The organism is Gordonia sp. NPDC003424, assembly GCF_053588655.1.
On sequence record NZ_JBSFQJ010000001.1, the window covers coordinates 438,432 to 458,717 of the forward strand.

17 protein-coding genes and 1 pseudogene are annotated in these 20,286 nt (G+C 67.2%); 8 read left to right on the top strand and 10 right to left on the bottom strand.

The genetic code is table 11. The features are described 5' to 3' along the window. Positions 1 to 113: 113 nt before the first annotated feature. Positions 114 to 734, bottom strand: coding sequence for a LysE/ArgO family amino acid transporter (locus ACWDTI_RS01940; RefSeq protein WP_449736338.1), 621 nt, complete (start codon positions 732 to 734; stop codon positions 114 to 116). An 80-nt stretch (positions 735 to 814) separates the two neighbouring features. Here ACWDTI_RS01940 and ACWDTI_RS01945 point away from each other — a divergent pair, with 80 nt between their 5' ends. Further along, the gene (locus ACWDTI_RS01945) at positions 815 to 1,732 is read left to right on the top strand and encodes a LysR family transcriptional regulator ArgP (protein ID WP_449736339.1); all 918 of its coding nucleotides are present in this window, start codon (positions 815 to 817) and stop codon (positions 1,730 to 1,732) included. Positions 1,733 to 1,812: 80 nt separating this feature from the next. Here ACWDTI_RS01945 and ACWDTI_RS01950 read toward each other — a convergent pair whose 3' ends face one another. The 3 genes from ACWDTI_RS01950 to ku all read right to left on the bottom strand — a co-directional run bounded on the left by ACWDTI_RS01950 (position 1,813) and on the right by ku (position 4,615). Then, positions 1,813 to 2,112 (bottom strand): DUF1540 domain-containing protein, encoded by a 300-nt coding sequence (locus ACWDTI_RS01950; protein ID WP_449736340.1) that lies wholly within the window; start codon positions 2,110 to 2,112, stop codon positions 1,813 to 1,815. Between the two features lie 144 nt (positions 2,113 to 2,256). Beyond that, positions 2,257 to 3,588 carry an MFS transporter gene (locus tag ACWDTI_RS01955; RefSeq protein WP_449736341.1) on the bottom strand — a complete coding sequence of 444 codons (1,332 nt, stop codon included), beginning with the start codon at positions 3,586 to 3,588 and terminating at the stop codon, positions 2,257 to 2,259. Between the two features lie 100 nt (positions 3,589 to 3,688). After that, positions 3,689 to 4,615: a non-homologous end joining protein Ku gene (gene ku, locus ACWDTI_RS01960; protein WP_449736342.1), complete on the bottom strand. Its 927-nt coding sequence runs from the start codon at positions 4,613 to 4,615 to the stop codon at positions 3,689 to 3,691. A gap of 50 nt (positions 4,616 to 4,665) precedes the next feature. On the opposite strand from ku, the gene ACWDTI_RS01965 reads away from it, so the two are divergent. Together ACWDTI_RS01965 and ACWDTI_RS01970 are read left to right on the top strand one after the other, a co-directional pair. After that, positions 4,666 to 7,005 (top strand): ATP-dependent DNA ligase, encoded by a 2,340-nt coding sequence (locus ACWDTI_RS01965; RefSeq protein ID WP_449736343.1) that lies wholly within the window; start codon positions 4,666 to 4,668, stop codon positions 7,003 to 7,005. Between the two features lie 41 nt (positions 7,006 to 7,046). Then, on the top strand, positions 7,047 to 7,802 hold the full coding sequence (locus ACWDTI_RS01970; protein ID WP_449736344.1) for a dienelactone hydrolase family protein: 756 nt from the start codon (positions 7,047 to 7,049) through the stop codon (positions 7,800 to 7,802). A gap of 140 nt (positions 7,803 to 7,942) precedes the next feature. On the opposite strand, the gene ACWDTI_RS01975 is transcribed toward ACWDTI_RS01970, so the two are convergent. Then, entirely contained in the window at positions 7,943 to 9,511 is a 1,569-nt protein-coding gene (locus tag ACWDTI_RS01975) for a DUF222 domain-containing protein (RefSeq protein WP_449736345.1), read from the bottom strand. A 325-nt stretch (positions 9,512 to 9,836) separates the two neighbouring features. After that, complete coding sequence (locus tag ACWDTI_RS01980; protein ID WP_449736346.1) at positions 9,837 to 10,685, bottom strand: SDR family NAD(P)-dependent oxidoreductase; 849 nt, start codon at positions 10,683 to 10,685, stop codon at positions 9,837 to 9,839. A gap of 126 nt (positions 10,686 to 10,811) precedes the next feature. Here ACWDTI_RS01980 and ACWDTI_RS01985 point away from each other — a divergent pair, with 126 nt between their 5' ends. Then, positions 10,812 to 11,570: a metallophosphoesterase gene (locus ACWDTI_RS01985; protein WP_449736347.1), complete on the top strand. Its 759-nt coding sequence runs from the start codon at positions 10,812 to 10,814 to the stop codon at positions 11,568 to 11,570. A gap of 93 nt (positions 11,571 to 11,663) precedes the next feature. Here ACWDTI_RS01985 and ACWDTI_RS01990 read toward each other — a convergent pair whose 3' ends face one another. Together ACWDTI_RS01990 and ACWDTI_RS01995 are read right to left on the bottom strand one after the other, a co-directional pair. Then, complete coding sequence (locus ACWDTI_RS01990) at positions 11,664 to 13,181, bottom strand: carotenoid oxygenase family protein (RefSeq protein ID WP_449736348.1); 1,518 nt, start codon at positions 13,179 to 13,181, stop codon at positions 11,664 to 11,666. Between the two features lie 22 nt (positions 13,182 to 13,203). Continuing rightward, positions 13,204 to 14,433, bottom strand: a complete 1,230-nt coding sequence (locus tag ACWDTI_RS01995; RefSeq protein WP_449736349.1) for an acetyl-CoA acetyltransferase — start codon at positions 14,431 to 14,433, stop codon at positions 13,204 to 13,206. Between the two features lie 128 nt (positions 14,434 to 14,561). On the opposite strand from ACWDTI_RS01995, the gene ACWDTI_RS02000 reads away from it, so the two are divergent. The 4 genes and pseudogenes from ACWDTI_RS02000 to ACWDTI_RS02015 all read left to right on the top strand — a co-directional run bounded on the left by ACWDTI_RS02000 (position 14,562) and on the right by ACWDTI_RS02015 (position 18,412). Beyond that, complete coding sequence (locus ACWDTI_RS02000) at positions 14,562 to 15,524, top strand: winged helix-turn-helix transcriptional regulator (protein WP_449736350.1); 963 nt, start codon at positions 14,562 to 14,564, stop codon at positions 15,522 to 15,524. A 183-nt stretch (positions 15,525 to 15,707) separates the two neighbouring features. Next, positions 15,708 to 16,945 (top strand): annotated as a pseudogene (locus tag ACWDTI_RS02005) (AMP-binding protein); the annotation flags it as partial. A gap of 195 nt (positions 16,946 to 17,140) precedes the next feature. Further along, positions 17,141 to 17,425, top strand: a complete 285-nt coding sequence (locus ACWDTI_RS02010) for an AMP-binding enzyme (RefSeq protein ID WP_449736503.1) — start codon at positions 17,141 to 17,143, stop codon at positions 17,423 to 17,425. An 18-nt stretch (positions 17,426 to 17,443) separates the two neighbouring features. Beyond that, the gene (locus ACWDTI_RS02015; protein ID WP_449736351.1) at positions 17,444 to 18,412 is read left to right on the top strand and encodes an NAD(P)H-dependent flavin oxidoreductase; all 969 of its coding nucleotides are present in this window, start codon (positions 17,444 to 17,446) and stop codon (positions 18,410 to 18,412) included. Between the two features lie 127 nt (positions 18,413 to 18,539). Here the strand turns inward: ACWDTI_RS02015 and ACWDTI_RS02020 are convergent, their stop codons facing one another. Both ACWDTI_RS02020 and ACWDTI_RS02025 read right to left on the bottom strand, forming a co-directional pair. Continuing rightward, positions 18,540 to 19,550 carry a YdcF family protein gene (locus ACWDTI_RS02020; RefSeq protein WP_449736504.1) on the bottom strand — a complete coding sequence of 337 codons (1,011 nt, stop codon included), beginning with the start codon at positions 19,548 to 19,550 and terminating at the stop codon, positions 18,540 to 18,542. 174 nt (positions 19,551 to 19,724) lie between these two features. Continuing rightward, the gene (locus ACWDTI_RS02025; protein ID WP_449736352.1) at positions 19,725 to 20,150 is read right to left on the bottom strand and encodes a DoxX family protein; all 426 of its coding nucleotides are present in this window, start codon (positions 20,148 to 20,150) and stop codon (positions 19,725 to 19,727) included. Between the last annotated feature and the right edge of the window lie 136 nt (positions 20,151 to 20,286).

Below are 20,286 nucleotides of genomic sequence, written 5' to 3' on the forward strand. Positions count from 1 at the left end.
GAGCCGACCGGGCACGCGGGCCCGCCGACCGGGCACGCGGGCCCGCCGACCGGCCACCCGGCCACCCGGCTCGCCGACCGGCCACCCGGCCGCCGACCGGGCACCCGGCTCCGTCACACCGACAGCACCAGCCCGGCACCCATCGCGAGCATGACCACCGCGACCACGCCGTCGAGCATCTTCCAGGCGCGGGGCGTGCTGAAGAACGGTGCGAGCCTTCCGGCGCCACGACCCAGCGCGGTGAACCAGATGATGCTCGCGATACAGGCGCCAACGGCGAAGGCCCACTTGGCATTTCCGTGACTGTTGGCGATCGCACCCATGGTGAGCACGGTGTCGAGATAGACGTGCGGGTTGAGCCAGGTCAGCGCGAGCGCAGCACCCACTGCGGCCCAACGGGTGACGGTTCCCGGCTCCCCCGAGTTCACCAGGATGGCCTCGTTGCTGCGCAGGCAGCGGCGCGCGGCCAGCACACCCAGCGCCATCACGTATACGCCGCCCAGCACCTTCGCCGCGGTCACGGCGGCGGGATGTGCGGACACCAGCGCGCCCAGGCCGGCGACGCCGGCGACGATGAGCACCACATCCGAGATCGCACACACCGCGACGATCGGCGCGACATGGAGTCGCGCCACGCCCTGTCGAAGAACGTAGATGTTCTGCGGTCCGATCGCGACGATGAGGCCGGCGCCGGTCAGGAGTCCGGCGACGGCGGCAAGGAGGTACGTGCTCATGTCATCGACGGTAGAAACCCGAACTCCGACAGTCCAGCGAATGTTTTTCACGAATCATCAACAGAACTTAAGATCATGAGGTGGACATCAGCCAGGAAGGCCTGCAGACACTGACCGCGGTGCTGCGGGAGGGCACCTTCGACGCCGCCGCGGCCGCGCTGCACATCACGCCGTCGGCGGTGAGCCAGCGGATCAAGGCGCTCGAGTCCTCCGTCGGACGAGTGGTGCTGCGCCGGACCAAACCCGTGACCGCCACACCCGACGGGGAAGTCCTGGTGCGCATGGCCAAGCAGTGGGACCTGCTTCTCGACGAAGCCCGGACCGAGCTCCTCGGCGGCGGCCACGGCGACGACGAATCCCGGAACGAATCCCGGATCCATCTCCCGATCGCCGCCAACGCCGACTCGCTCGCGACCTGGTTTCTGCCGGTGATCGCGCAGATGCACCATGCCCATCCCGTCGCGATCGAGGTGCTGCGCGACGACGAGAGCCAGAACGCACAGTTCCTCCGATCGGGAGAAGTGCTGGGCGCGATCACCTCCGATCCGCTGAGCATCCGTGGCTGCACCGTGCAGACGCTGGGGTCGATGCGCTATCTGCCCGTCGCCACACCGGAGTTCGCGGATCGCTGGCTACCCGACGGCCCGACCACCGAGGCCCTGAGTCGCGCGCCCATGGTGCTGTTCGACCGCAACGACTACATCCAACGCGATGTGCTGACCACGCTTGCCGCACAGCCGGTTTCACCACCCATCACCTACATCCCCGCCTCCACCGAGTTCTACCGGGCGGTGGAACTCGGCATCGGCTGGGGCGCGGTACCCGAGGTACAGATCGCTGAGTCGCTGACCTCCGGGCGGGTGGTGCGAATCGTCGACCATCACGTCGATGTCCCGCTGTACTGGCAGTACTGGAAGCTCAGTTCACCGATTCTCGACGCGCTCACCGAGTTGACGCTGGCCGCCGCGACACGACATCTCGTGAAGCCGCGGCGGTAGTCCGGCCGAGCGTGAGAACACGACACCGCCGCCCGTTGCCTGAGCAACGGGCGGCGGTGTTCTCTGGGCTGCAGAGAGGTCTAACGCGTGCTGTACGTGAGGCAGTTGGCGGTGTCGGAGCTCTCGCCGGCGCCGATGCGGACGGCGGTGGCGGTGCACTCGAGATTCTCGTTGTGCACGCAATCCGCGCGCTGGCACGCACCGACCTGCGGGTCGACGACGTCGAGACCTCCGCGTGTGGTCAGCGGTATGAAGGTCGAGCAGTCGGCGGTGCCGTTGTGGCCGCCGACACTGATCGCGAACGCATGGCATCCGTCGTGGTTGTACGAGCAACTGCTCACCGTACATTCGCTCACGTGCGGCATTTCCAGAGTGGCCATCGATGTACTCCTTGCTCGAAGTTTCTCAGCGCCGGGCACGGGCGCCCGACTCGACTCTATGACTCCCCCATCGCCCTCGCCAGCAAGCACAGGCTTGCCTGACCGGCGATAGCGACGATCCAAAAGTCAAGTTAGGCAACCCTTTTAGCCATCCACACCCAGCGGCACGGCCGGGACAGGTTCCGCCCGGACCGCATTCGGGCCGTCGGCCAACGGGTTCTCGATCTCGTCGCGCCAGAGCCGTGCCGCCAGGTAGAAAGCGACGGCGAACGGCACGGGCACCAGCCCGGCGAGCACGAACGTCGCGGTCAATCCGATCCAATGGCTCACCGGCGCGGCGATGGCCATCGACACCGGCATCAGCGCCACCGACACGAAGAAGTCGAGGCTCGCCACCCGACCCAGCAGCTGGGCCGGCACCCGCCGCTGCAACATCGTGCCCCACAGCACCATCGGGCCGTCGAACAGAATCCCCGACAGCAAGCCGGCCACGACGAAGACCCACGTGTGTTGCGCGACCCCCATGATCACCAGCGGAAGACTGGAGAGTCCGAACATGCCGAACATCACCGAGATGTAGCGCCGAGGCATCGGGATCGCGGCGAACACCAGTGACGCGCCGGCCGCACCTGCCCCGAACGCCGCGAGCACCAGCGAGTGGTCACCCGCGCCCCCGTTCACCCGTTCACGCAACACGAACGGCACCAGCACCTCGATCGGCCCCATCGCCGCCAGCACGAGGATGCACGCGAAGAACAGGGTCGCCCACAGCCACGGCGTTCGCCACAGGTAGCCCAGGCCCTCGGTGATGTCGGTGACGACCGACCGGATGGGTCCGGCCGCGATCCGATTTTCCGTCCGGCGAACGTCGACCGGGGCCATCCGAGTGTAGGCGAGCGCCGACACCGCGCTGGCGAGTCCGGCGAGCGCGATCGCCGGGCCCGGGGCCGCGATCGAGATGACCCCACCGGCCACCATCGGCCCGATCGCCTGCATGACCACCGGGCGCAGAAAGCCTTCGACGCCGTTCGCCGCCTGCAGTTGTGCCGCCTCCACGATCGTGGGGAGCAGCGCCGAATAGGCCGGGTAGTACATGCCGATCGTGACACCACCCAAGACGGCTGCGACGACGAGCCCGACGTTACCGAGCACGCCGAGGACAGCGGCAGCACCGACCAGGCCGAACGCGACCAGCTTCGTGAGTTCCAGGGCAATCATGATGTGCCGCTGCGATATCCGGTCGGCCAGCACGCCGCCCGCGAGAGTCGATGCCACCATGCCGACGGCCGACGCCCCGGTCACCAGGGCGACCTGCGCCGGACCGCCACCGAGCTCGATCACCTGCCACACCACTCCGACGGTCCACACACCGTCGGCGAACATGGCCAGCGCCAGTCCGATGATGAGCAGCCGATATTGCCGCAGCGCGAACGGTTTCAGCGCCGCGGGCAGGCGGGTGTCGACCGTTGTGCTCACCCGAAAAGGATGCCCGACGCCGGGCACGGCAGGCCACCGATTTTCTGCTCGGCGTCATCTCAACCGCCGACCCGCGTGGCTCCTCGAGTCGCGGTGGCACTCAGGCCGACTTCTTCGCCGCCGCCTTCTTGGCGGGAGCCTTCTTGGCCGCGGATTTCTTGGCAGGCGCCTTCTTCGCGGCCGCCTTCTTGGCCGGCTGCTTCTCCTCCGCCGGCTCCTTCTTCTCCTCCGCGTCAGAATCCGACGACGACCCGCGATCCTTCACCGAAGCACGCAGTGCGGCAAGCAGATCCGCGACCTCCGAGTCGTCATCACCGGACTCCTCGGATTCCGCCTCCGGAAAGGCTTCCGACCCATCGGCTTTGGCCTCGACAAGCTTGCTCAGCTCGGATTGATAGGTGTCGGAGAACTCCGACGGGTCGAAGTCCGACGCCATCGTCTCGATCAGCGACGCCGCCATGTCCAGTTCCTGCGGCCGGATCTCGGGTTCGTCGTCGAGGAAGCCGAAATCGGGCTTGCGCACCTCGTCGGGCCACAACAGGGTCTGCAGGGTCATCACCCCGTCGACGACGCGCAACGCCGCCAGCCGAGTCCGATTGCGCAACGTGAACTCGGCGATGGCGAGTCGGTCGGTCTTCTGCAGGGCCTGTGCAAGGAGCGCGTACGCCTTCGGCGACTTCGACGCGGGTTCCAGATAGTAGGGCTTGTCGAAGTAGATCGGGTCGACCTGCTCGGTGGGCACGAACTCGAGGATCGAGATCTCGGGGCTCTTCTGCACCGGCAACGATGCGAGATCGTCCTTGGTGAGGATCACCGTGTCGCCCGAATCGGTTTCGTACGCATTGGCGATGTCGGCGTAGTCGACCTCGGTGTCGGTGCCCTCACGCACACGCCGGTACCGGATTCGGGTGCCGTCCTTCGAGTCGACCTGAAACGACTTGCGGTCGTGGCTTTCCGTGGCGGAGTACACCTTGACCGGAACATTCACCAGGCCAAAGCTCAGATCGCCCTTCCAGATCGAGCGCATGGGGCCATTGTGCCATCCCGCGGGGAATCAATCGGCATACAGTGGGGGCAATGGTCGGTAAGGGTGGTGGAGACAGTCTCGAGGTCGATGGCCACCGCATCTCGGTGACCAACCTCGGCAAGGTGCTCTACCCGGCAACCGGAACCCGCAAGTTCGAGGTCATCGACTACTACACCCGCATCTCCGACGTGATGCTGCCGCATCTGGCGGGCCGTCCGATCACCCGCAAACGATGGCCCAACGGTGTCGACTCGATGCCGTTCTTCGAGAAGGCGCTGCCCGAATCTGCGCCGGACTGGTTGCACCGCTACGACGAACCGCACAGCAAGCGGGTGATCACCTTCCCACTGGCGACCTCGACCGCGGACCTGGTGTGGTTCGCGCAGATGGCGGCGCTCGAGTTGCACACCCCGCAGTGGCGGGTCCCCACCGATGGTGGCGCACCGAAGGCCGACCGCCTGGTCCTCGACCTCGATCCCGGACCCGACGTCCCGCTCTCGCAGTGCGCGGCTGTCGCGACGATGATCCGCGACATGCTCGCCGCGGCGGGGCTGGACTCCTATCCCGTCACCAGCGGCGGCAAAGGGCTCCACGTCTACGCCCGGTTCGACCGGTCCGTATCGCCGGACGCCGCCCGCACCGTCGCCAAGCAGATCGCGACCAGTCTCGCCGCCGAACATCCCGACGACATCACCGCATCCATGTCGAAGACGGTTCGTGATCGTCGGGTGTTCATCGACTGGAGCCAGAACAGCGGCTCCAAGACGACCCTCGCGCCGTATTCGATGCGCGGACGCGACCAGCCGTGGGTCGCGGCACCCCGATCGTGGGACGAACTGGCCGACCCCGACATCACCCAGCTGCTCTTCTCCGACGTTCTGGACCGGGTGGCCGCCGACGGCGATCTGCTGTCGGGTTTGGATGGGCCACAGTCGACAACGACGATCCCGCCGGCGCCGACTCCCGTGGTGAGCCTCGGCGAGTATCGCGCCAAACGCGACGCGGCCAAGACCCCGGAGCCGTTCGGCGACGAGGTTCATCGGGAAAAGTCTTCGACCACAGAGACTTCGACCGATCCGATCTTCGTGATCCAGGAGCACCACGCCCGACGTCTGCACTACGACTTCCGTCTCGAACGCGACGGCGTGCTGGTGTCGTGGGCGGTACCGAAGAATCTGCCGACCGACTCCGACCAGAATCGACTGGCCGTACACACCGAGGACCACCCGATGGACTACGCCGATTTCTCCGGCGACATCCCGAGGGGCGAATACGGTGGCGGGCACGTGGAGATCTGGGACCACGGCACCTACGAGACAGAGAAGTGGCGTGACAACGAGGTCATCGTCCGGTTGCACGGCAATCGAATCCAAGGCCGATACGCGCTCATCAAAACCGGGGACAAGAACTGGCTGGCGCACCTCATGTCGGACGAGCCGCGCCCCATCTTGCCGGACAGTCTGCGGGATCCGCGCCCGATGCTCGCGACCGACGACAACATCGAGAATCTCGACGGCCGCGACTGGGCGTTCGAGGGCAAATGGGACGGATATCGAATCCTGTTGCGCTACATCGACGGCGACTTCCGCCTCACGTCACGTTCCGGCATCGACATGACCGCCGACTTTCCCGAACTCCGCTCGGTCGCCGACGATCTCGGACTCATCGACGTGGTCCTCGACGGTGAGGTCGTCGCGCTCGACTCCACCGGACGCGCCAACTTCACGCTGCTCTCGGCGCGCAACGCCACCGAGGAGGAGTATCAGCTCAAGCTCTATCTGTTCGACATCCTGTACCTCAACGGCACGTCACTGCTGCGGAAACCGTGGTCGCAACGCCGGGAGTTCTTGGAGGAGCTCGCACCGGCGTTTCGCGGTTCGGCCTACGCCGAGGTGCCGCCGCTGCTGCCGGGACCGGGCCGCACCGCCCTCGAGGTGAGCCGTGAGCGGAACTACGAAGGCGTTGTGGCCAAACGGCGTTCGTCGACATATCAGCAGGGCCGACGCACCAATACCTGGCTCAAACACAAGAACTGGAGCGACATCGAGGTGGTGGTCGGCGGGTATCGACCGGGCCGCGGCAATCGCTCGAACACCATCGGTTCCCTACTGCTCGGGCTCCCGGAGGAGACCGGCCTGCGGTATGTGGGCCGTGTCGGCACCGGCTTCACCGACGCCCAATTGCGTTCGCTGGCAGACGAACTGAAGCCCCTGGAGATCCGCACCTGCCCGTTCGTCGACAAACTCGACCGGCCGGTGGCGTCGAGCGCCGTCTGGGTGCTGCCCAAGATCGTCGGCGAGGTCCGCTTCATGGACTGGACGACCACCGGCCACCTGCGTCACCCGAGTTGGCGTGGTATCCGCCGCGACAAGCTACCCGGCGATCTGTGACCGCCGGCCCCGATCCCGATGATGTGAGAGGAAGACACCCAATGACCAGCGAGATGATCACCTTCGACGCGCCGGGCGGCACCGCCGACGCATATGTCACCCGGCCCGACGACGTGTCCGGCCGGCTGCCCGGGGTGCTGTTCATCATCGACGCCATCGGCCTACGCCCGCAGACCAAGGCGATGGCTGACCGCATCGCGTCGTGGGGGTATGTGGTGTTGGCGCCCAACGTGTTCTACCGAGGGGGCACCGCCGCCGAGCTGGAACCAACCGACGATCTCACCGATGCCGACAATCGGGCCGCGGTCATCGCCCGGGTCCGGCCGCTGATGCAAGAGCTGACCGATGACGTCGCATCCGCCGATCTGTCCGCCTACATCGACACGCTGCATTCCCTCGACGGGGTCTCGCCGGGCCCGATCGGCGTGACCGGGTACTGCATGGGCGGCCGGTTGGGTCTTCTCGCCGCCGCCACCCGCCCCAATGAAGTTGCCGCCCTGGGCATGTTCCACACCGGAGGGCTCGTCACCGATACCTCCGCCAGCCCACATCTGCGCGTCGCGGAGGTCAGTGCCGACCTCATCGCCATCCACGCCGACAACGACCGCTCGCTCCCGCCGGACGCGGTGGCCGCCTTCGAACGTGCCCTGACCACCGCCGGGGTTTCGCACAGCATGTCGGTCTTTCCCGGTGCGGCACACGGCTACACGATGGCCGACACCGCGGTGTACCACCACGAGGCCGCCGAGCAGCACTACGAAGAACTGCAGAAGCTGTTCGCCCGCACCCTGCACTGACCCGCGACGCCCCCCGCTCCCTGAGGTTCTCCTCGCTCCCTGAGCAGCGAGCGAGGAACGAGCGAGCGTGTCGAAGGGTCACCCGCCCTCTCAGCCTGTCGAAGCGCCTCCCCCCTCGCTCCCTGAGCCTGTCGAAGGGGTCACCCCAACTCGACGACGTTGACCGCCCACCCCGAGGCGACCAGTCGCGGAATGCGGCGTCGTTCTTCGGGTCGCGGTGGTGGGCCGTTGCTCGGGGCGGTTTCGGTTGTCCCGCTTCGGCTGTGGGGTGAAGGCCCGGCTCGGGTGGCGCGCAGGCGCTGGGCCAGGGTGTCGGCGACCAGCCCGCTGCGGTTGACCCGGACCCGACCCGGGCCACGGCGCCCGTTGCGCGACCACCCGGGCCGTCCCGCATCGGGGCCCTCGGTGATGATGCGCGTCGACCACTGCCCGGGCCGGTCGCCGACCATCCGATTGTGTTTCGGACACGCGGCAGCCAGATCCGCAACGTCGGTGAACCCGCCGTCGGCCCAATCCGTCTCGGCGTGATGGGCCTCGGCGTGGGCGAACGGCTGACTACAGCCCGGACACGTACACACCGCACCATCACGGGCCAGCAACGCAAACCGCTGAGCCTGATTGGCCAACCGCTGTGCCCGCCCCAGATACAGCACCTCGGCGCTGTGATCGGCGAACACCGCCAAGTGCTGCTGCGCGTCGGCCGCCAACGCGATCACCTCCGCGATCGGCAACAACGCCCCACCGGCGGTCACACCGACCCCGGCGCGCTCCCGCAACGCGGTTTCGGTGATCGTGACGATCAGGTGCGGCGGCAACCCGCGATGACTCGTGCCCAACAACCCACCGTCGAGGACGGCCTTCAACACGGCGTGCAGCGCATCATGATTGCGTTGTCCCTGCGTGCGGTGATCACGCCGGGCCGCTTCGGCGAGCACCGCCGGATCGACGTCGTCCTTGCTGCCGCGCGGGGAGGCATCGTCGGCCGGGTCGTTCATCCCCGGCGCCGCCCAGGCTGCCAACACCGTGTCGAGCATCGCGCGGGTGACCGGATCGAGCATCCCCTCGAGCTTGCTCATCAACTGCGCGTCCTGCCGGGACAGGTACAGGCTGCGACGCCGCGCCCGGTCCTTGTCGTCGGTCAGGGTCCCGTCGGGATCGAGGTGGGCCAGCAACCGGGCACCGAGTTCGGTCAACTCCTTCGGGGTGTGCTCGCGGGCGAACTCGGCCATCGTCGCTTCGGCCGCCGCCCGATGCTCGGGATCGACCGCGGCGGGGATCTTGTCGAGCGTCGCGATCACCGTCGCCGCATGATCGGGTCCGATCGCGCCGTCGGCGAACGCCTCGGCCAGCGTCGGGCAGCGCGGCTCGAGAAGGTCCCCGCTCACCGAGTGAAACGCCATCAACGCGGCCATCAGCTTGCGGCGTTTGGCCGCGTCGGTGACCCGCAGCCGGTCGGCCATGAAATCGGTGATCGACCGATACCCTTCCTCCCCCACCACGTTGCGGTCCGAACAATCCAGCACGCGGCGCAACCCCAGAAAACTCATCTGCCGCGCCAGCCGTTCGTGGGTCTCGGCCACCCCGACGACCTCGTCGTAGGACGCCGGCGTGGCATCGGCAGCGGCGATCCGCGCGATCACATTCTCGAGCTCCCGGTAGAGCCCGACGATCTCCGACGCACCGTCACCGGTTGTGTCATCGCTGGTCATCGAGCCCCCTCTCGATCTATTCGAACTGATGTTCGAAGTCTATCGCATGCGTCCACCTCGGGCAAGGGTGTATTTCGCATCGGATAGGGACCCTTCGCGGCCCGGCTGACACCTCACACCTCGGGGCATCGGGCTCGGCTGGCGACCTCACACCTCGGGGCACCGGGCTCGGCTGACGCCTCACACCTCGGGGCACCGGGCTCGGCTGACGCCTCACACCTCAGGGAGCAGGCGCCTACTGACTTGCCTCACACCTGAAAGGAACGTGCGCCCACAGGCGCCTCGCACCTCGGGGTCGAGCGGTCGACGATCACGCCCTCGCGACTCAGAGACCTTGCCGAACCCTCTGCTGCGCAACGAATCCGGTGGCCGCCCGCTGCATCGGCCCGGGGGCGAGCCGGGAGAACCGCCACGCCATCCGCGCCTGCAACGGCACCACCACCAGCGGCTTGCCCCGATCGATGGCGACCAGCGCCTCGGCAGCCAGGCGATCCGGCGAGTACGGCGTCCGGATACCTTGTCCGGACAGGTAGTACGTCCGGCCCGTGAAGCCGCCGACCCCGCCGGCGTCGAGCATCGGGGTCTCCACGGCCGCCGGGCACAGCGCGAGCACCCCGACGCCGTGCGCGGCCGCCTCGGACCGAAGCGCGAGCGACAACCCCACGACGGCGTGCTTGGTCATCACATAGCTCGTCAGCAGTCCGGCGGCGGTGAGTCCGGCCATCGATGCGGTGTTGACGATGTGTCCCGACCGCCGGCGGATCATGTGCGGGTAGGCCGCGGCCACCCCGTGGACGACGCCCCGGATGTTGACGTCGATGATCGAATCCCACTGATCGGCACTGAGCCTCTCGGTGTTCCCGCCGAGCGCGATGCCGGCGTTGTTGAACATGAAGTCGAGCCGGCCGGCATCGGCGACCACGTCGTCGACGACGGCCATCACCGCGTCCCGATCGGTCACGTCGAGTACGGCCGCCCGCACGGAGCCGCGACCCGCCGGAAGACTCCCGGCCACTCGCTCGGCCGCGGTCCCATCGATGTCGGTACACACCACGTGCGCCCCGGCGTTCGTGAGTGCCCGCGTCAGCGCCGCGCCGATGCCCGACCCGCCGCCGGTGACGATTGCGGTTCGACCCTCGAAACGACGCGGATCGGGACGTCGCTGGTTCCACATGCGCCGACCCTGACACCTGTTCAGACACTTGTCAACGGCATCGCGGCGACGCGACCTGCACCTCCTGAAGAGGAACCGGGCAATATGCCCTAGCCTCATGTGAGTCACGAAACCGAGGGAGCGCGTGTGTTCGTCGTCGCCCACATCAGCGACCTACATTTCAACGGCACGCGGTTCAACCGCAGCCGGATCGAGTCGACGCTGAGCTACATCCGTGCCCGCGCCGACGGCATCGACGCGCTTCTGGTCACCGGTGACATCACCGACGAGGGCAGCGCATCGGAGTATCGAGAGGCCTACCTCGTCCTGGACAGTCCGCTGCCGATGCTGGTCACGGCCGGTAACCACGACGTTCGCGAACGCTTCAACGCGACCCTCACCGGTACCGAGTCGTCGCAGCCGGTCAACCGCGCCGAGCTCGTCAACGGGATTCTGTTGGTCAGTTGTGACAGCTCCCGGCCCGGTCGCAACGACGGCCTGCTCACCGACGAGACGTTGGAATGGGTCTCGGCGCAGATCACCGCCGCCGGCCCGACGACGCCGGTGCTGGTGGCCTTCCACCATCCGCCGGTCACCCTCGAGATGCCGTTCATGGACTCCATCCGGCAGACCGGTGAGGAACGTCTCGCGAAGCTCGTCGACGCCTATCCGAACATCGTCGGCTTCGTCTGCGGGCACGCGCACACCCCGGCGGTGACGACGTTCGCGGGGCGCCCGCTGGCGGTTGCGCCGGGTGTGGCGTCCACGCTGAATCTGCCGTTCGAGGGCACCGACATCGTCAACCGCGGTCAGCCGCCCGGCATCGCCTTCCACATCGTGTCCGAGGACCCGACCAGCGACAACGGATGGCGCTTGATCACGCACTTCCGTTCGGTCATGTTCTGAAACACGGGTTGTGACCGCACCGACCGACTCCGGCTCGGACCCCCTGATGCGGCCGGCAACTGCAGGTGCAGCCAGAACCTCACAACCCCAGCGTCACAACCCCAGCGCCTCGGCCGCCGAATCGGCGGTGTGCCAGCGCCGCAGTTCGGCGCCGTCGGCCCACGTCGAGTGGGTTCCGCTGGAGATCCGCTCGGGCAGCCGCAGGGTGCAGACGGGTCCGTCACCGACGCGCGACGCATCGAAGACCAGGCAGTACGAGGCGTCGTCGTTCATGTCGGTGGTGAGCGTCACCAGGTAGCCGTCGTCTTCGCCCGTGCTACCGACCCGTGGCGCCATGGCGGTCTCGCTGCCATAGACGCCGTCGCCGAAGGAGAAGTGGTCTTCGGTGCCGGTATGCAGGTCGTGCCGCACGAGGCCGTCGAACAGGAACCAGCCGGGTTTGCCGGTGGCAGCGTAGGCGTAGCGGTAGCCACGGCCCGCATGAGTGGCATTGATCATGCCGAATTCGGTGATCCGTTCCGACAGCGGCTCCTCCTTGACGTGCCCGGTGCACAGGTTGAACCGCCAGCGGTGCAGTCGTGCCTGCATCTGATCGAGCGCGAGGAAACGGAAGGCGCGCTGCCATTTGTCGCCGATACCGTTGTCGGCGGGTTCGGGCTCGCCTTGGAAGAAGCCGTCGAGCACCACCTCGTCGCCATCCTCGAAGGCGTTGACGAAGTGCAGTACGTAGGTCGGGTCGGCCTCGAACCACCTGATGTCCTCGGAGTGTCCGCGGCGCGGGATCACCGCGAACCGCGACGGCAGGTCACGGTGGAAACGGGTGACGTGGGCACCTTGTTCGAGTGCGGTGGCGTCCCAGAACAGCGGTAGGTCGTTGAGGATGGCGTAGTTCTCGGTGAACGCCATGTCGTGTGGCAGGCGTGGTCCGGGCAGCGGGATGTCGACGTAGTGCACGAGGTCGTCGTGTTCGTCCACCACGCCGTAGTGCATGTAGGGCGCGTCCTTGGCGTAGTTGAAGAACAGCATCTCGCCGGTGGCGTCGTCGACCTTGGGATGCGCCGAGACACCCCACCGTGCGGGAAACGCTCCGTGCCACGACTCCTTGCCGAGTGTCATCGCGCTGTACGGGTCGAGCCGGTACAGGTCGCCGCATTGGTAGAAGCTGGTGAGCGCGACCCCGCGATGCACGATGACGTCGGTGCTCGACGCATCCTTCATCCGCCGTCGCGCCCCCCAGCCGTCCTCCCGCTTGGCCAGATAGGGCATCTCGGCGATGCCGGCCCAGAGTGATTGCTGCTCTTCGGTTTCCGCGGCCAGCCCGTCGGTGCGGACGAATCGGTTGCGGTAGAACGCTTTTCCATCGCGGAATCCGACGACATGCACCATGCCGTCACCGTCGAACGGATGGTAGTGCTTGATCGACGGGTGCAGCGGATTCTCGGTGTTGCGGAGATAGACACCGTCGAGGTCGGCGGGGATCTCTCCGGCGACCACCTCGAGATCGTCGGCGCGCCATTCGGCGGTCTGCGGTCGCCACGGGCCGGTGCGGTAGGGATGGTCGTCGTCGGCAGGCAGTGTCGACAGGTACCGACCGAGGATCTCCATGTCCATTGCCGAATCCTTTCCTTGCGGCTCAGCGGTTTTCGCCGGCCGACACGACGAAGCTGACGGTGGTCGACGTGCTGCCGCCGATATTGAGGGTGGCGAAGGTGCGGGCGCCGTCGACCTGGTAGTCGCCGGCGGTATCACTGACCTGTTTCGCCGCGTCGAGCACCATCCGCACCCCGGTCGCGCCGACCGGATGGCCGCCGCCGATCAGGCCGCCGCTGGGGTTGATCGGAAAGGCGCCGTCGGGTTCGATGTCCCCGTTGTCGACGGCCTTCCACGACTCGCCGGGACCGGTGAGACCGAGATGATCGATCGCGAAATACTCACTGATGGTGAAACAGTCGTGGGTTTCCAGCCCGTCGACACCGTCGAGATCCACCCGCGCGCGACGGAATGCGTCGAGCACCGTGTTGCGCACGTGGGGAAAGACATAGGGGTTGTCAGCGGAACGTGCGAACTTGTCCTCGAGGCCCAGTCCGACGGTGCGGTGTCCCCACCCGGCCAGTCGCGCCACCGGAGTGACGGCGGGATGATGGCGGAGGTAGGAATCATTCACCAGCACCAGCCCGGCGCCGCCGTCGGTGATCTGACTGCAGTCGTAACGCCGCAACCGGCCTTCGACGATCGGGTTGACCGAATCGTCGGCACCGGCGGCGTCAAGGTCGGGAATGTCCCAATGACGGGTCTGCGCAGAGGGATTACGGGTGGCGTTGTCGAAGTTGATCGCCGCGATCCGATGCAGGTGGCTGTCGTCGAGGCCGTAGCGGCGGTCGTATTCGTCGGCGATGGCGGCAAACATGAACGGCCACATGAACTTCGCGTCCTGACCTTCGTGACCGACCCACGCCGCCGCACCGAGGTTCCGGGACGCGTCGTCGCCAGCGACGGTCTTCTCGAGTTCCACACCGACGACGAGCGCGGAATCGTAAGCGCCGGAACGGAGATCGGCGACGGCTGCGAGGATCGCCGTCGATCCGGACGCACAGGCGGCCTCGTGACGGATCGCCGGCACCTCCCACAATTCGGGCGTAACGGCGGCCGGCATCGCACCGAGATGCCCCTGTCCGGCGAAGATCTCGCCGAATGCGTTGCCCACGTGGACGACGCCGATATCGCCCGCCGGGATGCCGGCGGCCTCCAGGGCCCCCTCGACCACCTCCGCGGTCAGCCCTCCGTAGTCCAGGCCCGCGCGAACGGCGTTGCGGGCGAAGTCGGTCTGCATTCCGCCGGCGATCCAGACATTCGATTCGGCCACCGTGACACCTCCGAGGTTGGGCTGCCGGAGGCACTGTGAGGTGCACTCCACCCTTACTACAACTAGCAGAGCCACTGTCCTGCGTAAACCCCCTGACCAGGATCGAACCGGATAGGATCGCAGGCACCATGGCCCCCACACCGTCGATCACCACGCTCGAACCCGAAGGCGCCAACGCCGTCGCGGTCGCCTTCGGGCTCCTCGGGGACGAATGGAATCTGTGGATCCTGCGCCTCGCACTGGCGGGCAGCCGCCGGTACCAGGACTGGATGAAGCAGGGACGGATATCGAATGCGGTTCTCACCGCCCGCCTCGGCATGCTCACCGACGCCGGACTGTTCACGCGATCCGCCTACCAGCAACGACCGCCCCGCTACGAATATCTGCTGACCGAACGCGGGCGTGGGGTGTGGCCGATCCTGCTGGCGATGTGGGCCTGGGAGTCCCGCTGGTCTCCTCGGCCCCCCGAGGACCTGCCGACGATGGTGCACGCCGACTGCGGCACCGAGTTCACCCCTCGCCTGGTGTGCGGGCACTGCGGCGCCGACCTCGACCTGAGCACGGTGACCGCGTCCGCCGGCCCCAGCGGACACTGGTCACGAAGCGTGCCCGCGGCCAGCGGCCGACGGCGCTCGACCAACGGCACCGGCTCCCACCCTGAGCCGGTCGTGCCAGACACCCTGACCCTCATCGGAAACCGCTGGTCGACCGCGCTTCTCGGTGCGCTGATGCTCGGTGCCCACCGGTTTCGCGACCTCACCGAACGCACCGGCGCCAGCCCCGCGATCATCACCGAACGGCTCGGCAGGTTTGTCGACGTCGGTGTGGTCGACGCGGTCCCCAACCCCGCCCGGCCCGACTGGATGACGTACCACCTCACCGCCAAGGGCCGTGCGTTCTTCCCTGTCGTGCTCGAGATGTTCATCTGGGGCCAGCGGTGGTTCCGGGCGCCCGACGGCGATGCGTTGGTGTTCCACCACGGCGACGACGGACATCCACCGGTACCGATCTGGCAGTGTGACCGGTGTGAACACCCGGTCGCCGCGGCATCGGTGATCGAACGCCACACCGTCCGTCGATCCGCCCGGTGATGCGCAACGCTTTTGTGACCCGGACCACTCGTGTAGGCTCGGCTCTGCCGTAGTTCAGTTAGCAGAGTGACCGATCGGCTCTGCTGCGGTTCGCGGCGGGGTTGCGATGAGAGTTACTGTCCCCGATGGAGGTTGGCGATGGACGGCGCCCGTGAACACGACGCACCACCCGGCACCGTATCCATGCCGCAGTGCCATCCCGCCGATCGCGCAGAGGATTTCGCCGCGTCGGGCGCCTGGCATCCCGAGACCTTTCCGGATCTCTTCGCTGCCGCTGTGGCGGCGCGCGGTGACGCCGGAGCGGTGACCGATCCGCCGAATCTGCTCTCCATCACCGGCTCCGCACCCCGCAGCCTGACCTGGGCGCAGCTCGACCGGCTGGTGGATCAGTACACGGTAGCCCTGTACGCCAACGGGATTCGTGCCGGCGATGTCGTCGCCGTGTGGCTACCCAACACCGTCGACCTGATCGCCGTCTACTTCGCCATCTGGCGGCTGGGGGCCACGGCGACACCGATGCCGATGTCGTACGGATCGCATGAAGTGGCCACGGTGCTGCGCGCCTCGGATGCTTGTGCCATCGTGACGGTCACCAGATTCGGCGACACGACGCCGGCCGCCACGGCGCTCGACATCAGGAACGCACAACCCTCGCCCCTGTCGGTCTTCACGCTCGGGGCGGATGCCCCCGCGGGGACGATCGATGCCACCGCACCGCCGATGGCCGAGGCGGCGGCCGCCGAGGCCCAGAACGCCGAGGCGGCCACCGCGCGCGACTACGTTGCCGCACTGCCCCATTCGCTCAACGACCGCATCACCATCTGCTGGACGAGCGGCACCGAGGCCGCACCCAAGGGAGTGCCACGCGCCACGGCGATTGGCTCGCGGTGGGCCACGGCGTCCAGGACGGCATCTCTGTCGGACCGGACTCGGTGGTACTCAATCCTTTTCCGCTGGTCAACATGGCCGGCTTCGCCGGCTCGCTGATGCCGTGGCTGATCGGTCAAGCCCACCTCGTCCAGCACCAGCCGCTCGACCTGAAGGTCTTCCTCGGTCAGATCCAGCAGTACGCGGTCACGCACACGGTCATGCCGCCGGCGATTCTCACCCTCCTGCTCCAGCGGGAGGAACTGCGCCGGGCGTTCGACCTCGACTCGCTGAAGAACGTCGGCTCCGGCGGCGCACCACTGCCGCCCGGAGTGGTCGCCGCGTGGCAGAACGACCTGGGCGTGGAGGTGACCAACTTCTTCGGCTCCAACGAAGGTGTCTGCCTCATGGGCACTTTCGCCGACACCCCGGATCCGTTGATCCGTGCGCAACATCTGCCGAACTATGACTATCGTGACCGCAGCTGGACGGCGCGGCTGGCGGCGCACACCCATGTCCCGCTCGTCGACGTGGCCACCGGCGCCGAGGTCACAGAGATCGGGGGCATCGGCGAACTGCACATCTCCGGACCGACCGTGTTCGCCGGCTACCTGCCCGGGACCGCGTCGTCAGAGCCGTTCGACGAGCGCGGCGCCCTGTGCACCGGTGATGTCTTCGAACTGTGCGGCGAACACGGCGAATACCTACGGTTTGTCGATCGATCCAAGGAGATCATCATCCGCGGCGGCATGAACATCGCACCCGCCGAGGTGGAAGGTCTCCTCATCGACCATCCGGCGGTCACCGATGTCGCCGTCGTCGGCTACGACGACCCGGTGATGGGTGAAAAGTGTTGTGCGGTCATCGTCCCCGCCGATGAGTTGCCGCCCACCCTCGATGAGTTGGCGAGCTTCCTGCGCGAGCGGGGCGTCGCCGGGTTCAAGATTCCCGAACGCCTCGAGATCGTCGACGCCATCCCCCGCAACCCGGTCGGCAAGGTCCTGCGTCGCGACCTCCGGACCCGATTCGTCTGACCCGAAAGGCACTCTCTCGTGGCGTATCTCGCTGATCCGCATCCGATGGTCGCCGGCCTCCGCCTCCCGGTGGTGGCCGCCCCGATGTTCCTGGTGTCCGGACCCGACCTGGTCGTCGCTGCGTGCCGGTCGGGCATCGTCGGGTCCTTTCCCACCCAGAATGCCCGTACCGCAGCCGAACTCGACACCTGGATGGGCACCATCACCGACGCTGTCGCGAGCGGCAATGCGGCACCGTGGGCGGCGAATCTGGTCACCCACTCCACCAACACCCGACTCGCCGATGACCTGAAACTGATCGCCGAGTATCGGCCGCCGATCGTCATCACCGCCCTGGGCTCGCCACGTCCGGCGATCGAGAACGTTCACTCCTACGGCGGCATGGTCATTGCCGACGTGGTGAATCTGCCTCTGGCGCAGAAGGCCGCGGCGGCCGGCGTCGACGGCATGGCCTGCATCGCCGCCGGTGCCGGCGGGCACACCGGGCATCTCTCCCCGTTCGCGTTCATCTCGGCGGTGCGAAAGATGTTCGACGGATTGGTGATCGTCGGCGGCGGCATCGCCGACGGATACGGGGTGGCCGGTGCGGTGGTCGCCGGCGCGGACCTCGTCTATCTGGGTACTCGATTCCTCGCCACCCGGGAGAGCATGGCCGTCGACGCCTACAAGCAGATGGTCGTCGAGCACGGGCCCGACGATCTCATCGTCAGCTCCGCGATCACCGGGGCACCCGCCTCCTGGCTCCGTCCCAGCCTGGCCGCCAACGGTTACGACCCGAACCACCTCGACGCGGGACAGACCATCAAGAACTATGACGCTGCAAACGATTCCGCCGCCACACGTTGGCGGGATCTGTGGGCGGCCGGGCAGGGACTCGGAGCCGTCACCGCGGTGCAGAGTGTCGCCGAAGTCGTCGATTCACTGGCACATGAATACGACAGCGCGCTGAGCACAGTCCGAGATCGACTGCCTTCCACCACCGGTTGAGCCGGGCCGGAGCAACAGCCCAGACCCCTTCCACCGCCGGTTGAGCCGGGCCGGAGCGATAGCGGAGGCCCCTCCACCGCTGGTTGAGCCGGGCCGGAGCGATAGCGGAGGCCCGTGTCGAAACCCCCTATCTCGCAGACGTCTTCGCCGACGACGATCCCGCTCCCAGCAGCTGCTCGAGAATCTTGGTGCCGTATTCGATGATGAGCCCCGATCCGGTATCGGGCAGATCCTGCGGTATCGGCAAGCCGGCGGTATAGGTCACCGGAATCTTCGCGGCCCGCGTGGCCTCGAGCCGGATACCCTTCTGCTTGTCGCGGGTAAGTGGGGTGGCGTATTTCGCCAGGTCGGTCGCGGTGGTGACGGTGGCGACCGTACGCAGTCCGACGGCCGCGAAATCTGCTGCGGCACGGCGTATGTGGTTCGGCGAGGTGACGAGGATGATGTCACTGACGCCTTGCTGTCGTAGAAGGGCCGCGGTGTTCTGCGCGTTCGCGACCGTCGACCCGGACGCCCCCTCCTCGGTGATGCGGGCCGCGTCGACCCCGTTGGCGACGAGCCACTTCTTCATCGCCGCGGCTTCGGTCACGCCCGCCTTGGGCGCGCCGCCGGTGACGACGAGCGGTGCGGTGGTGGTGGTTTCGGCCTGACTCTTGCCCGCGGTCACCCGTCGGACGAGTTCCGGTGCCATGGTGCCGTTTCCGTTGAGTCCGTATCCGAGCACCACGATCGCGGCACGGCCGGAGACGGTCTTGGGTGCGGTGTCCGGAACGATCTGCGCGGCCGCGCTCACGCCGGTGATGATGTTGCGCACGGCGGTCGCCAGCGCGGGATTGAGTCCGCCGAGCCGGTTCAGCGCCGCCTTGCTGGTCACCGCGTCGTCGGCTTGGTCCGACCAGATCGATTGGAGTGCAAGAGCGTTGGCGTCGATCGGCGTGACGGCGAGCAGCTGTTTGATCGCATCGAGCCCGCCGGGAACGTCACCGGCCGCGAACTTCTGCTGCGCGGAGTTGTACAGCCCCGGGGCATCGGTCGCCGTCGCCACCGGGCGGACTCCGGTGGCCGAGTGATCCACGACCGGCAGCGCCCCGACGGCGCCGCCGACGACGGCACTCGCGACCACCGCCACCACCGCCATGCGGGCGCGAGTCACTTTTGTCACAACAGTCACTTGCGTAACAGTATCCGGATGCGACAACGACGCGACGGCCGAGTCGTACCAAGTCGATAACGGTTGTCGCACCTGCGGATCGGCCACAAGGGCGGTCGGTCCCGCCCGAACCGATCGGCGGGCGGGACCGGCTCGTGGTGCTCAGCGTCGAATTCCGCTGATCCGCAACAACTCCGGTCGGCGCAGGATCAGTCCGACCCACATCAGCACGCCGAGATAGACGGCGAACAGCGTGGCACTGAACAGCGGCGCCTCGATCCGCATGTTCGCGGTCACCGCACCACCGAGATACGCGGTGATACCGACCGCTCCCAGGATCGCCGTTCGAGGGACCGCATAGACCACGAGGCAGGCGAGCAGGACGACGCCCATGACGTACGACTGATCCCGCGGAAAGCCGAGTGTTGCCATTCCCTCCAGAACTGCTTGCGGCCGTGTGAGTTTGCCGACGATGTCAAAGGCGAGGAAGGCGCCGATCAGCACACTGATGACGACTCCCATGGTGTGCCGACGGGGTCGGGTGCTGCGGGTGTCGGTGTCGACGCTGGGGATGAAATCGGTGACCATGATGTCCTCCGGGGTTGCGGTGCGGGTGCTTTCATCGGGACAGACACCCGGTGACCGGAAAACTCATCGTTTCGCCGCGAGGTGGTCATCCACCCGGCAACGCACATCGCCCCGGGACAATCCGATGTCCCGGGGC

What these genes read in the sequence shown, in the direction of transcription:
- ACWDTI_RS01940 (WP_449736338.1), bottom strand. Translation starts at nt 734, where the DNA reads ATGAGCACGTACCTCCTTGCCGCCGTCGCCGGACTCCTGACCGGCGCC.
- ACWDTI_RS01950 (WP_449736340.1), bottom strand. Translation starts at nt 2,112, where the DNA reads ATGGCCACTCTGGAAATGCCGCACGTGAGCGAATGTACGGTGAGCAGT.
- ku (WP_449736342.1), bottom strand. Translation starts at nt 4,615, where the DNA reads ATGCGCTCGATCTGGAAGGGCGATCTGAGCTTTGGCCTGGTGAATGTT.
- ACWDTI_RS01965 (WP_449736343.1), top strand. Translation starts at nt 4,666, where the DNA reads ATGGTCGGTAAGGGTGGTGGAGACAGTCTCGAGGTCGATGGCCACCGC.
- ACWDTI_RS01970 (WP_449736344.1), top strand. Translation starts at nt 7,047, where the DNA reads ATGACCAGCGAGATGATCACCTTCGACGCGCCGGGCGGCACCGCCGAC.
- ACWDTI_RS01975 (WP_449736345.1), bottom strand. Translation starts at nt 9,511, where the DNA reads ATGACCAGCGATGACACAACCGGTGACGGTGCGTCGGAGATCGTCGGG.
- ACWDTI_RS01980 (WP_449736346.1), bottom strand. Translation starts at nt 10,685, where the DNA reads ATGTGGAACCAGCGACGTCCCGATCCGCGTCGTTTCGAGGGTCGAACC.
- ACWDTI_RS01990 (WP_449736348.1), bottom strand. Translation starts at nt 13,181, where the DNA reads ATGGACATGGAGATCCTCGGTCGGTACCTGTCGACACTGCCTGCCGAC.
- ACWDTI_RS02000 (WP_449736350.1), top strand. Translation starts at nt 14,562, where the DNA reads ATGGCCCCCACACCGTCGATCACCACGCTCGAACCCGAAGGCGCCAAC.
- ACWDTI_RS02010 (WP_449736503.1), top strand. Translation starts at nt 17,141, where the DNA reads ATGAACATCGCACCCGCCGAGGTGGAAGGTCTCCTCATCGACCATCCG.
- ACWDTI_RS02020 (WP_449736504.1), bottom strand. Translation starts at nt 19,550, where the DNA reads ATGGCGGTGGTGGCGGTGGTCGCGAGTGCCGTCGTCGGCGGCGCCGTC.
- ACWDTI_RS02025 (WP_449736352.1), bottom strand. Translation starts at nt 20,150, where the DNA reads ATGGTCACCGATTTCATCCCCAGCGTCGACACCGACACCCGCAGCACC.